Genomic DNA, 13,726 nt, shown 5'->3' with positions numbered 1-13,726 from the left:
GGGGAGGTGTACGGGGTTGCCGTTGACCGGGCCGTTTACCGGGTAGACGGTGAGGTCGGCGGGGAGGGGTGTGGTGCCGCAGATCTTGTTGTGGGCTGGGAGTTCGCCGGTGAAGACGAAGGTGTCGCCGATGGCTTCGGCGCAGGCGGAGGCGGAGCCGATGTACTGGCCGTGCTGGCCTTCGTCGTCGATGGCTACGAAGCGGGTGGCCTTGGTGGTGTCGCGGTGGGTGCGGAGGGCGCCCTCGTACGCCGTGGCCGGGTCGAGTTCGCCCTGGACCATCAGGAGGCGCGGGGAGCCGGTCAGGTCCAGCTTGCGGTCCTGGGGCTTGTGCTTCCAGAAGGCGCACATCGGTACGCCGACCATGTAGCCGAAGAAGCTGTACTTGCGGGCCATCTTGTCGGCCTCGGTGAGATAGAACTTCGGGTTGTGGTTCCAGGCGGTGTCGTTGCAGCGGACCGTCGTACCGATGGAGCCGAGGTTGACCACGGCGTCACCCGAGGTCGAGCGGGCGGCTGCCTCCCGAGCATCGGCGAGGATGGAGCGCGCCGAGTCGGTGCGGACAGCAGCGGCTACGGCGGCCGATGCTGCCGGGGCGACGTCGTACCGGGCGCGGATGTTGGCGAGGGTGTCGAAGGCCTGCAGTTCGGGGGCCAGCCGCGCCCACGCCTTGTCGACGTGCCGCAGTTCGACCGCGCCGGAAGCCGACGGGTCCTTGGTGTACTCGTCGTGCACCAAGATGTCGAGGGTGCCGCGGATGAAGCGGACGTTGCCGTAGCTGACGCTGTAGATCGTGCCGTCCAGATCGTCACCACGGACCTTCGACGTACCGGCCTTGACCAGCTTGACCAAATCAGCGCGGATCCGGTCGTACGACGCGGTGACCTGGCGGGACGTGGATCCGAGCCCCTGGATCTGGTCGGCGTGCCGGGCGATCCACGGGAACAGCTGGGTGTCGCGGCGGCGCTGGCCGGAGAACGGGTCGAAGTTCACGTTCTCCCACTGGGTGTGGGTCCAGTCCATGTTCGAGTCGATCACGAACCGGCCGACGCGCTGCGGGTAGGTGTCGGCGTACCAGCCACCGAGCCAGGTGCCGTAGCTGTAGCCGATGAAGTTCAGCTGGCGGGCCTTGAACAGCGCGCGCAGGAAGTCCATGTCGTAGACGGTCTGCTGACTGCTGACGAACTGGCCGAACTCGGTTGCCGAACAGGCCTCAGCCTGCAGAGCAGCCTCGGCCACCTCGACCTTGTGGGTCTGCCGGGTGCGCTCCTTGAAGTCCGGGGTCGTCGGCAGCGCGGCCAGCTTCTCGGCCGTGGTCAGGCACTGCAGCCGCGTACTGGCGCCGAAGCCGCGCGGGTCAAAGCCGAGCAGGTCGAAGTCACTGAACAGCTGCGGCTTGTCGACCCCGAGATAGGCCGACAGGTTCAGGCCGGCACCACCAGGCCCACCAGGATTGGAGGCCATCAGCCCCTTCGACTTCCCGGTGGCCTTGCTGTAGGCGATGGCGACCTCTACGTCGGGGTGCGCGTCCGGGTGTGCCCAGTCCATCGGCACCTTCACCTTGGCGCAGTTCGTGGTCGGCGCCTGCGGGTACGCCTTCTTGACCGCAGCGTCGAACGAGCAGACCGACCAGGTGATCGGCTGGTCCAGGTACCGCTGCGGGATGGACGGCACCGGCGGATCCACGGGACCCGGGCGTGCCGCCGTGGCCGGGCTGACGGCCAGCTGCGGCACGAAAAGCGCCACTGCCAAGGCCATTGCGATCTTGCGAAGTTTCAACACTGCTACTCCTGTAGGCCGGGCGGGGTTGCAGGAAAACAGCAACGTATGCCGGACGAACAGGCGAGGACCAGCTACTGAAGTCAGTACAAGGGCAATCCCTATAGGTCATAGACAGTGAAGATCGTGCAGTACATCGGCGGCGACTCCAGACCCGGGTAGTACAAACGCCCGGCATCATCAGTGATTTTGAAGTACGCCGTGGACGCGCCGACCTGGGACGGCGCCTGCAACTGCATCGTCACGACCACCACCTCCCCCGGCTCCGCATCCGGCACTCGCTCACGCGCCGGCGACCGCAGCCAGCCCGGAGTGCCGGGAGCGCCCTGCCGGGTCAGCCACCGGTCGCGCCAGGGCCGCTCACCGCTGTTGCGGATCTGCCAGGTCTTCTCGAAGGTCTCGTCCCGACGCACCTGGGTCCCGTCCGGCACCGTCTCCCCCGCCAGCTCCGCCCGGTCCTCCGCGTGGTGGTCAGCCGGCACGGACCCGCCCAGTGACACCGGCTGGACGTGCCGCCGCATGTCTCGCAGCGACGTGTCCCGACCAGCCCGTACGGCGGCGTCCAGCTCCGTCAGCTGGTTGACGAGCGCCTGCCGCGCTCCGAACGAGGCGTCGTACCACTCGATCAGCTCGCGACTGGGCTTGGTGTGCCCACGCTCCACCCGGGACAGGTGGCCCTTGTCCCAGCCGGACATCACCGCGGCGCGGGTCAGCGGCACACCGGCAGCCTCTCGGAGCTCGCGCATCCGGCAACCGATCACAAAGCGAGCCTGCGCTGGCCTCACGCTGCACTCCCCAGAAGCACCCAGTCGGCAGACGTTGCCCACTGCGACAACACCGTAACCCTCTGGTTGTCTGAAAGTCAGCGACATCTCGGGTTACATCGATCGAAAAGGACAAACCCCATGCGTACCGCCCTCTTACGCATCACTGCCCGCTTGTCCGCCCTCACCCTGCTCAGCGCCGGCGCCCTGCTCGGCGCCGGGACCCTGCCCGCCCACGCCGCCACCGGAACCGTGGTCACCGACAGCGGCTCCGGCGTGACGATCCGGTCCGGCAACGCGCTCAGTTTCGGCTCGGTCGGCACCCAGCCGAACGGCACGGTCGAGATCGACTGCCAGATCTACGGCGAGCCCGTGACCGGCAAGTTCGGCCGCAGCCTGATCTGGGACCACATCCCCGGCAAGGGCTTCATCTCCGACTCCTACGTGAACACCGGCAGCACCGGCCTGGTCGCCCCGCTCTGCACGAACAACCCGCGGGCCGACAAGGCCATCGCCTGGTACGCCGCTCGCAACGGTTCGACCGCCTTCCAGGGGTACTGCGAGATGGCTGCCGAGAACTCGTACGGCAAGACGGGGATCTGGGAGTCGGCCAAGGCGGACTGGAACGACGCCGTCGCCCGTGGTGTCGCCCACCGTGGTGACCTCAACCCGCCGAAGGGTGCGTTGGTGTTCTGGGACCTGGCCGCGCCGTACGGGCATGTCGGTGTCGCCCGTGGCGACGGCTACTTCTGGGCCACCAGCGTCGGCGGCAAGATCGGCCTCGCGAAGCTGCCCTACTTCTCGAACTACCTCGGCTGGGCCTGGCCGAACTTCTGACCTCACGAGAGCCCTCGGACACCTGCCGCCCTGGGGGTCCGGGGGCTTTCGAACGCTCAAATCCAGCGGACCGTGTTAACTCGGTCACGGATAGCGTTTCCTCTCATAGCCCTGAGGCGGAACTTTCTGTACCGTGCGTGAAAACGCTCTCATGGAAGCGTTTCCACCGCCCCAGCAGAAAGATTTCGCGATGAGCACACCGCGCTCCCGAAGTTTCTATCGTTGTAACCCAACGGTTTACCTGATCGCCATCGTCTCGGCGATCGCCGTGCTGCTGGCCAGCACCGGCATCCAGCCCGCCCAGGCCGCGCCGGCCGCCGAGGACCACGTCGTCCGGCACGACTTCGCGGACCCGGCGCTGGCCGCGCACTACGTCCAGCAGTTCGACGAGATCCGGGCCAGCGGCAAGAAGCTCAGCAAGGTGCTGGAGGAGCGGACCAAGGGCCAGCTCCAGGACGTGATGCCGACGCTCCGGTACGTCGAGTTCGACGCCGAGACCAAGGTCGAGGGCACGATCGCCACGATCGTCATCAAGGCGCCCGATGTCGAGGTGGACGCGACCTGGTGGCAGGGCGCGCTGATCGTCGCGGGTTCCATCCTGGTCGGCGTCGGAGCCGGCGCGGCCTGCGTGTACGCCGGTGGTCCGGCGACCGTCTGCGCCGGCGTCGGCGGGTTCATCGGCGAGTTCGTGAACGGCGCGCTGACCCAGTGGGCCGACGGCAAACTGGGAGATGCCGACGAGTGGGCCAACACGATGGCGAAGTCCATCGCGGCCGGCCTGACGACGTTCGCGATCGCCTGGGCCGGCACGGCCGAGGCGCTGATCTGGTACAAGGCGACCAGCGCCTCGATCGTCCGGTTCGTCCGGACCGTCGAAGCCTTCTTCGGCGGCACGACCGCCGGTGACGCGCTGGCCGGCATGCTGGACACGCTCGAGCGGTACCTGCCGAGCTACCTCCGCAACGCCTCCTCGGCGACCGGCATCTGCCGCGAGCCCACCGGCGAGACCGAGCCGGGCGGCGGCTGGGCCCCGCTCGGCCAGATCGTGCACGCCGCCGACGGCGCGCAGACCCGCTTCATGGACGTCGACGGCGATCTCGACGTGGACCGCGCGGTCTCCGTCAACGGCCGGCTCTACACCTGGACCAACCACGGCTGCGGAATCGACGGCCGGCGGATCTGGCTGCCGCACGGCGACACGTCACCGGCCAGCGCCAAGCAGACCCCGAAGACCGCGTACTTCGGCGATCTCGACGGTGACGGCAAGGACGACATGGTCAACTTCATGACCGCGGCCGACTCCGGCACCGGATTCCCGGCGATGCGGGTCTGGCGTAACGAGTCCAGCGGCCAGACCGTCCGCTGGGGCACCCCGGTCATCGTCGCCAACGACCTCGGGTACGTCGGAATCCCGGTGTTCGCCGATCTCGACGGCGACCGTGACGACGACCTGATCATCCCCGACCGACTCAACTTCCTGACCGCCTGGGAGAACACCAAGACCACCGGGCTGCCGAAGCCCGGCGACTGGGACAAGATCGAGGGCTTCACGCACCCCGCGGAAGGCCCGACCGGATCGGTCTCCTACCCCGACATCAACGGTGACGGCCGGGCCGATGTGGTCGTCGTCCGGTACATGACCGGTGACGTGGACGCCTGGCAGAACCTGGGCACGGGCTGGACCGAGACCGCCAGCAAGATGACCGCCGCGGCCGACCCGTGGAAGTCGCTCGGCACGATCCGCTCCGGCGCCGCGTTCGGTGGCACTGTCGGTGACTTCGGCGACCTCGACGCTGACAAGGTCTCGGACTTCCTGCTCTACAACACGAACTCCAAGGGGGTCGACGGCTGGCTGCTGCCGAGCGAGGCCGCGGCCGGTGCCAACGGTGGGGTCGGCGACCCGATGGAGGCACACCCGGGCGGTGACGACGGCGGCACGCGCCCGGCACCGAGCGGCGACTGCCGGCCGGATGGTCTGGCAACCACGCCGGGCGTGGCGACGCCGTACTGCAAGATCTACCAGGGTGACGGCCGGGAGTGGCTCGGTCAGGGCCGGGACCGCCGGGTTGTTGCCTACTTCAACGGAGGCCGGACGGGGGCCGACGGGACGCCGCACTACTTGGTGAAGAACATCCCGTGGTCGAATGTCACGCATCTCAACTATGCGTTCGCCTCCGTGCAGAACAACGCCATTGCCGTTGACAACGCGGCGACCGGGATGGAGTGGCCCGGCAAGTTCGGCGCCGAGATGGATCCGTCGTTGCCGTACAAGGGTCACTTCAACCTGCTCACGAAGTACAAGCGCCTGCATCCGCGGGTGAAGACCCTGATCTCGGTCGGCGGCTGGGCCGGGTCGGGCGGTTTCTACGCGATGACCACGAACGCCGACGGCAGTGTCAACCAGGCCGGGATCGACACGTTCGCGGCCTCGTCGGTCGACTTCCTGCGCACCTACGGGTTCGACGGGCTCGACATCGACTTCGAGTACCCGACCGTCCTCGACGACACCGGCAATCCGAATGACTGGAGTGTGGCCAACCCGCGCCGCAAGGGCCTGCCGACTGCCTACACCGCGTTGATGAAGACGCTGCGCGATGCGCTGAACCGGGCGTCGGTTGCCGACAACAAGTACTACCTGCTCACCTCGGCGTCGTCGGCGTCCGGATACCTGGTGCGCGGGATGGCCAACCAGACCAACCTGGACTACCAGGACTTCACCAACCTGATGTCCTACGACTTCCACGGCACCTGGAACGACGTCGTCGGTCCGAACGCCGCGTTGTTCGACGACGGCAAGGACCCGGAACTCGCGGAGAACTACGCCACCCCGGAGTACGGCGGCATCGGCTACTTCAACACGAACTGGGCGATGAAGTACATGCGCGGCGCGTTGCAGGCCGGGCGAGTGAACATCGGCGTGCCGTACTACACGCGCGGCTGGAAGAACGTCACCGGCGGCACCAACGGCCTGTGGGGCAAGTCGGCCAAGCCGGACGGCTGTGAACCGGGCACCGGGATCAAGCGTCCCTGTGGTGACGGCGCGGTCGGCATCGACAACATCTGGCACGACAACACCGCCAACGGGGGCGAGTTGGGCTCGGGCACGAACCCCTTGTGGCACACCAAGAACCTGGAGAAGAACATCCTCCCCAGGTACGCGCCGAACGTCGGCCTCGACCCGGCCGACCCCGCGGACCGGTTGACCGGGTCTTACACCCGGCACTGGGACGACACCACCAAAACATCCTGGCTGTGGAACGCCGACAAGAAGGTGTTCCTGTCCACCGAGGACGAGCAGGGCATCGACGCAGTCACGGATCTCGTGAAGGCCACCGGCGCCGGTGGCGTGATGATGTGGGAGCTCGGCGGCGACTTCGCCTGCCCGGCGGTCGTCACTGCGCAGAGCCCGTGCGGCATGGGCTACACGCTGACCACCCGGCTGAACGAGAAGCTGGGCAATGCCGGTGCCTCTGACAACAACCGCCGTACCGGCAGCACCGGCATCGCGCCGACGGTGACCGCGAACATCAGCGTGGACATGGTCAACTACCCGACCACGACCGCGAACCTGTGGCCGCTGCAGCCGACGGTCCGGATCACCAACAACACCGGCCGCACGCTCGGTGGCGGTAAGGACACCAAGCTGGCGTTCGACATCCCGGCCTCGACGTCGCCGCTGGTCAAGGACTTCAACTGGCAGACCGGTGACCAGGGCGGGCAGTGGAAACTCACGGCCGGTACGACGTTCCACCGGGTCACGACGACGCTGGACTACTGCCAGATCATTCCGGCCGGGAAGACCCTCGATCTGCCGATCATCTACTACCTCCCGATCACCGGTCCGGTGAATACCAGCCTGTCGATCGCCGGTACGCCGTACTCGCCGGTGACCGACAACCTCAAGGGACTCGGTACGGCGACGCCACCGGCCGGCGGCTGTAGTGCCGGGAACTGGGATTCGACCAAGGTCTACGACCCGACCACCCAGACGATCGAGCAAACCACGGTCAAGTACAACGGCAAGGTCTGGAAAGCCAAGTGGTGGACCCAGAACAACATCCCGGGCACCGGCCCGGACCCTGACCACGAGCCCTGGAAGCTCATCGGTCCGGCCAGCTAGCCTCCATCCGATCCAGCCAGTCGGCGACCAGTGCGTGGTACAGCGCTGGTCGCCGTGCTGGTAGGTCGTGCCCCTCCTGATCCAGTACGGCGTACGTCGCGGTCGGGTAGTCGATGAGCAGATCCCACGCGTCGTCGTATCCGGTGACGGTGTCCTGCCGCCCGGTCACGATCAGCGTCGGCCGAACGAAGAGCGCAGCCGGGTCCTTCCGCAAGCCGTAAGTCGTCGGGTCGCTCTGGATCCGCCCGAGGAATTCCAGGTCGGCCGACTGCTCGGCGGGGTCGTAGAAGTTGTCCTGCTTGGCCTGCCAGGCGGCGGCGTAGGCCGATGTTCGCTGCAGATACTCATCCGTCGGCAGCGTGCGGTGGGTGTGGTCGGCAATCACGCCGGGCACCCGAAGCAGCAGGCCGAGGATCCGTGCGGGGTCGCGCTTGATCAGCCCTCGTGCATGCAAACCACCTGCCGAGGTGCCTGCGACGGCGTACTGGTTGCTGCCGACAACCTCGCCGATATCTGCCGCAATGGCATCGAGCATCCCGTCCTGGTCCGTGATCGACGGATCGCCTCGGCGATGGTTGGTGCCGGGTGGGTCGATGTAGATGCGGCGCCAGCCGGAGCGGGTGGCGAAGACCGGTTCATGGGTGGCTTGGTCCTCGCCGTTGTTGCCGCCCCAGCCGGGCAGGAAGACGATCGGGCGGCCGCTGCCGAAGGATTCGTAGTACACACAACAACAGTAGCCACCGCCGGGGACAGTCAGCGCGCCTTTCTCTTCGCAGCAGACGGCGGCCGCTCCCCCGACCCGCGCTGGATCAACGCGCACGGCAGCACGATGCGCTGCGGCGGCCGACGGTCCGTGCCCGCGGCTCGGTCCAGCAGCAATCGCGCCGCGCTGCGGCCGAGCTCGGCGATGTCCGACGCGACCACAGTGACCGGTGTCGGCAACATGTCGGCGAGCCGGAAGTCGTCGAAGCCGACCACCGCGGGCTCGCGGCCGAGCTCACCGAGCGCCCGCAAGACACCTTCGGTCAGGAAGTTGGTCGACGCGAAGATCGCGGTCGGCGGATCGGGCCGCAGCATCAGCTCGCGCGTCGCCTTCTCCGCGGACTCGGCATTTCCCTCGGGCAACTGCACCACAAGCGATTCGTCCACCTCCAGGCCGGCAGTCCGGTGCGCCCGCCGGAATCCGCGCAGCCGCCGTCCGGTCGTGTAGTACGACGGCGCCAGCAGAATCGCGATCCGCTCATGGCCCTGGTTGAGCAGGTGCTCGGTGGCCAACCGCCCGCCACCCTCGTTGTCGACCATCACGATGTCGGCCTCGATCCCGGTCGCCGGCCGGTCCACGAACACAACCGGAACACCAGCGCCCGCCAGGAACGCGTGATCACCCTGGTCCGGCACGATCATCAGCCCGGCGACCTGGCGGCTGACCAGCTCCCGGATCGCCCGCTTCTCCCCCTCCGGATCCTCGTCCACACTGCCCAGTACGACGGCGAACCCGGACTGCCCGGCCACCTCGAGCGCGGCCTTGGCGATCGTCGCGTAGAACGGGTTGGTCAGGTCGCCGAGCACCAGCGCGAGACTGGACGACTTCTTCCCCGGCCGCAGCGCGCGGGCGACCTCGTTGCGCTGGAAGCCGAGCTGGTCGATCGCCGTCCGGACCCGCTGCGCGGTCTCTTCGCGAACACCGTGCCCGCCGTTCACCACCCGCGACACCGTCCCGAGCCCGACCCCCGCCCGCCGGGCCACGTCGATCATCGTCGGCCGAGCGGCCTCGGGGGTGTTTGGAAACGTTTCGGGCACGGGGTTGACTTCCTTTTGGCGGCACGGCATCGTCCACTCCACACTAAAACTTGGAAACGTTACCGTCCAGCATCCTCGACCCTGGAGATCGGATGAATCGAGAACACCGATGACGCGGGAGGCCGGGTGACCCGGCTGAGCCGTCCGTTCCAACGTGGCAACACCCGCAGCCGCGGCGGGCTGAGCCGCAGCGCCGGTTCCGACACCCTGGCGGCGTACCTGTTCATCGCACCGGCGATCATCGGGTTCGCGGTCTTCGTCGGCTACCCGCTGATCCGCTCCTTCTATCTGGCACTGACGAAGTACAACGGCCTGGCCGAGCCGGTCTTCGTTGGACTCGGCAACTTCCGCCGTCTCTTCACAACCGACCCGGCCTTCTGGCCGGCCCTGCGCGCAACCGGGTACCTGGTGGTCCTGTACGTGCCGCTCTCACTCATCCTCGGCCTCGCACTGGCGATGTTCTGCAACCAGCGCTTCCGCGGTGTGAGCCTGCTCCGGACGCTGGCCTACCTGCCGGTCGTCCTACCTGCGGTAGCCACCATCACGCTCTGGAAGTTCATCCTGAACCCCCAGGTCGGCCTGCTGAACACCGTCCTCGATCGTCTCGGCCTGCCGACCAGCCTGTGGCTGCAGAGCCCGACGATGGCGATGCCCTCCGTCGTACTGATGATGTTGTGGGGCGTCGGCGGCACGATGATCATCTTCCTGGCCGCGCTGCAAGCCGTCCCGACCGAGCTGTACGAAGCAGCCAAGGTCGACGGTGCCGGGCCGTGGTCGGCGTTCGTCCGGATCACGGTGCCGACGATCAGCCCGATCATCCTGCTGCAGGTGATCCTGCAGACCACCGCTGCCCTGCAGACCTTCAACCAGCCCAAGATCCTGACGAACGGCGGTCCCGGCTTCAGCACCAGCGTGCTGATGCTGTCGATCTACAACAACGGCTTCCCCAACCTCGGCCGGATTCCCCAGCTCGGCTACGCGTCGGCGCAGGTCTGGGTGCTGTTCGTGATCATCATCGCCGTCATCGCCCTGGCCGCGAAGTTCACCTCCCTTTGGACCTACAGTGACAACACTCCCGACTGACCGCCGGCCACGCCGTTTGATCGGTACGACGGCCTGGTACGTGACTGCTCTGTTCGTTGCAGCCGTCATGATCGTGCCGCTGTTGTGGATGATCACCATCGGCCTGAAGAGCGGGTCGGCCGTCTTCGAGATCCCGCCGCGATTGCTGCCGCGCGAATGGACCTGGCGCAACTTCATCGACGGACCGCAGGCGATCCACTTCCCGCGGCTGCTGCTCAACTCGACGATCATCACCGCACTCAGTGTGCTCGGCGGCGTGATGACCGCGATGATGGCCGGCTATGCGCTGGCCCGGTTGCGCTTCCCTGGGCGCAAGGTCTGGTTCTACCTGTTCGTCGGCAGCATGCTGCTGCCCGGCGTGGTCGGACTGATCCCGCTCTTCCAGCTGTACAAGAGCATCGGCTGGTACGACACCTGGCTGCCGCTGATCGTCCCGGCCTTCCTGGGCGGGAACCCGCTGTTCATCTTCCTGGCCCGCCAGTACTTCCTCGCCATCCCGTACTCGATCGACGAGGCCGCCAAGATCGACGGCGCCGGGCACCTGCGGATCTTCACCCAGGTGATGCTGCCGCTGACCCGGCCGGCCTGGATCACGATGGCGATCCTCGCCTTCCAGGCCTCCTGGAACGACTACCTGAACCCGCTGGTCTACCTCTACTCGTCCGGCAAGTGGCCGTTGTCGGTCGGGATGGCCGCGTTCATCTCGCCGTTCGCCGGCAAGACGCCGGACTGGAGCTACTACATGGCCACCAACCTGCTCTACATGCTGCCACCGCTGATCCTCTTCTTCGTCGCGCAGCGCTACTTCATCCAGGGCCTCGGCTCGCTCGGCAGCACCACCCAGAAATGAGGGACAACCTGTGAACACCAAGCTCATCGGTGCGGCCGCGCTGGCCTGCGCCGGGTTGCTGACGCTGTCGGCCTGCGGCGGCTCGGACTCCGGTTCGAGCGACGGGCCGGTCACCGTCACCGTGATGACGTGGGAGTCGACCCAGACCAACGCCGTCATCAAGAAGGCGCTGGCTTCTTTCGTGGACCCGAACATCAAGGTCGAACTGCTCGACACCCCAAGCGGTCAGTACGGCGACAAGCTGTCGTCGCTGACCCAGGCGAAGAAGCTGCCGGACCTGTTCTGGTGCGGTAACGACACCGAGCAGCAGTACACCCAGCAAGGCCTGCTGGTCGACTGGACGAGCAAGCTCACCGGCGACTTCGGCCCGGACAAGTTCGTCGGCTCCGCGATCGAGAACTGGAAGACCGCCGACGGCCAGATGGGCGGACTACCGTCGCTGATGAACACCTACGGCCTCTGGTACAACGCCGACGCGTTCACCGCGGCCGGCCTGCAGATCCCGAAGGACGGCTGGACCTGGGACGAGATGTACGCCGCCGCCACGAAGCTCACCGGCAAGAACGGAGCGAAGTACGGGCTCGTCGCCGATCAACTCACCGGACCGGACGGCCCCTTCACGATGAGCATGTACGCCGTCTCCGCGGGTGGCGCACCCTTCACCGACAACGTGAACCACCCGACCAAGGCCGAGGCCGACGCCAAGTACACGGAAGGCGTGCAGAAGCTGACGGACGCGGTCAAGAACGGCTCGGTCGCACCACCCGGGTACGACGCCTCGAACGCCCAGTCGCTGTTCGCGGCCGGCAAGGTGCCGATGATGTTCGGCGGACAGTGGCTGGCGGCCGGGTTCCAGGTCGACAAGCCGAAGGTGAAGTACGGCTTCGCCCCGTTCCCCCAGGTGACCACCCCGGCCACCTTGTACGACTCGGTCGGCATCTGCACGCCGCAGTACACGAAGGACCAGGACGCAACCTTCAAGGTGCTCCAATACATCAACACCAAGGTCTGGGACGCAGTCCTCCCGGAGTCACCGGTCGCACCCCCGGCCTACACGCCCGCGCAGGCCAGCTACTTCGACGCCCTCACCAAGGCCCAGCAGACCACAGTCGTCGACACCGTCAAGGCCGACCTGGCCGCCGAAAAGACGGTCGGCGTCCGCTTCACCACCCAATGGGCCCAGCAGGTAGGCGACCTCACCACCGCCGAGTACCAACCCATCCTCAGCGGCAAGAAGCCCATCACCAACCTCCCGTCGTACATCGAAAAGATCAACGCCCTCATCAAGTCCGGCGGCTAACCCGGTACGACGTTGAGCACCGATCAACCATCCGCGCCCCCGCCCCGTGGTTGATCGGTGCTCAAGGTGAGCCGGCCAGGCGACCTTGTGCACGGTTCGACCGTTCTGCCACGGCGCAGGTGGTTGGTGGATGCTCAAGGTGGCGCCGGACCGCGATCTCGGGTCCGGGGTCGGGCCAGCGCGACCGCGGCTCCGCGCCGCCTGGGGTTACCGGGCTCTGGTTGCTGTGCGGAATGTGGCTGCCAGCCAGTGCTGGATGTGTGGGTTTCTTGTACGGCGGCCTCGGTGGCGGTGCACTCGGATGCGGCCGGTCTCGTACGGCGGTGGTTGCTCGCCGCTGCGGCCGGCGTTACAGAAGAGGTGTGGCTGGGAGAGGTGTGGCTGGGAGAGGTGTGGCTGGGCAGGTCTTGGGCTGGGCGGGATGGTTGGGTCGGCGGGCAGAGGTGAACGAGGCCTGGGGCTGACGGGCTTTGGTTGCCGCCGACAACGACGAGGCCTGTCAGCTGACCCGCCGCGGTGGTTCGAGGCGGATCGGGCTGGCCGGGGTGCTGTACGGGTTGTCCAAGCGGCTGGGGAGTCCTACCCCCCGAAAACGACCGGTAGAACTCCCCAACCCGCGCACCAACCAGCCGAACCGCCGAACCACGTACACCTACTCGGGCCCCCGGACACCCGACCAGATGTCCGAGGCCCCCACCAGGTGACCGCAGTACCACCCGGCCCACCTGCATGCGGGGCCGCAGAGCGCCGTACCCGCAACGTCCGAAGGATCCGAGGGCGTGGTCTCCGGATCTTCGGACGTTAAACGTTGCGCGGGGCTAACGTCCGAAGGATCCGAGGGCGTGGTCTCCGGATCTTCGGACGTTGTGGCGGGCAGGACGGCGATCACCTGAACAGCGGACAGAACAAGCGGATATCCGTTCAATGCCCTGGTTCTCCGCTCGAATAACGAGGGGAGAACCAGCAATCCGGGCGGAGATCCCCTCATTTTCCGCGTGAGCGCCACAGCCGGAGGGCCAGCTGCGGGGATATCCCTCCAGCTGGGGGGTTGCCCATCGAAATTTTCAGTGGGCAACCCCCCAACTCGACAGGCAACCCCAGCTGTACCGACGCCACACGCCCGCGGCCACGCTTTGGGGGGTGCTTCCCGACGCCATTCCGGTTCGCCAACCCACCATCGGATGGGTATACCC

At 67.0% G+C, this 13,726-nt stretch carries 9 protein-coding genes; 5 read left to right on the top strand and 4 right to left on the bottom strand.

The annotated features are described in order from the left end of the window. Positions 1–1,782, bottom strand: a 1,782-nt coding sequence (locus tag E1261_RS36150) for an alpha/beta fold hydrolase (protein WP_132414233.1), incomplete at its 3' end; no start/stop codon positions are given. Between the two features lie 98 nt (positions 1,783–1,880). Next, complete coding sequence (locus E1261_RS36145; protein WP_238176644.1) at positions 1,881–2,525, bottom strand: NBR1-Ig-like domain-containing protein; 645 nt, start codon at positions 2,523–2,525, stop codon at positions 1,881–1,883. 159 nt (positions 2,526–2,684) lie between these two features. Between E1261_RS36145 and E1261_RS36140 the strand changes: the two genes are divergently transcribed. Then, a complete protein-coding gene (locus E1261_RS36140) occupies positions 2,685–3,380 on the top strand; it encodes an SH3 domain-containing protein (protein ID WP_132414231.1) in 696 nt (231 codons plus the stop codon). 190 nt (positions 3,381–3,570) lie between these two features. Next, complete coding sequence (locus E1261_RS46125) at positions 3,571–7,500, top strand: glycosyl hydrolase family 18 protein (RefSeq protein WP_202875342.1); 3,930 nt, start codon at positions 3,571–3,573, stop codon at positions 7,498–7,500. Here E1261_RS46125 and E1261_RS36130 read toward each other — a convergent pair. Continuing rightward, entirely contained in the window at positions 7,481–8,224 is a 744-nt protein-coding gene (locus tag E1261_RS36130) for an alpha/beta fold hydrolase (RefSeq protein WP_132414230.1), read from the bottom strand. The two genes, E1261_RS46125 and E1261_RS36130, sit on opposite strands and share 20 nt — an antisense overlap. Before the next feature lie 29 nt (positions 8,225–8,253). Next, entirely contained in the window at positions 8,254–9,300 is a 1,047-nt protein-coding gene (locus E1261_RS36125) for a LacI family DNA-binding transcriptional regulator (protein WP_238176643.1), read from the bottom strand. 126 nt (positions 9,301–9,426) lie between these two features. Between E1261_RS36125 and E1261_RS36120 the strand changes: the two genes are divergently transcribed. From E1261_RS36120 to E1261_RS36110, 3 genes are read left to right on the top strand one after another with little or no spacing between them, the layout of a single operon-like run. Further along, positions 9,427–10,383, top strand: coding sequence for a carbohydrate ABC transporter permease (locus E1261_RS36120; RefSeq protein WP_202875338.1), 957 nt, complete (start codon positions 9,427–9,429; stop codon positions 10,381–10,383). Continuing rightward, positions 10,364–11,233, top strand: coding sequence for a carbohydrate ABC transporter permease (locus E1261_RS36115; RefSeq protein ID WP_238176642.1), 870 nt, complete (start codon positions 10,364–10,366; stop codon positions 11,231–11,233). Before E1261_RS36120 ends, E1261_RS36115 begins: the two co-directional genes overlap by 20 nt. Positions 11,234–11,243: 10 nt before the next feature. After that, positions 11,244–12,533, top strand: coding sequence for an ABC transporter substrate-binding protein (locus E1261_RS36110; RefSeq protein ID WP_132414229.1), 1,290 nt, complete (start codon positions 11,244–11,246; stop codon positions 12,531–12,533). Positions 12,534–13,726 lie beyond the last annotated feature (1,193 nt).

The organism is Kribbella albertanoniae, assembly GCF_004348455.1.
GTDB classification, from domain to species: Bacteria; Actinomycetota; Actinomycetes; order Propionibacteriales; family Kribbellaceae; genus Kribbella; species Kribbella albertanoniae.
Note: the sequence above shows the minus strand (reverse complement) of the source record. Positions and strands in the feature narration are given on the sequence as shown.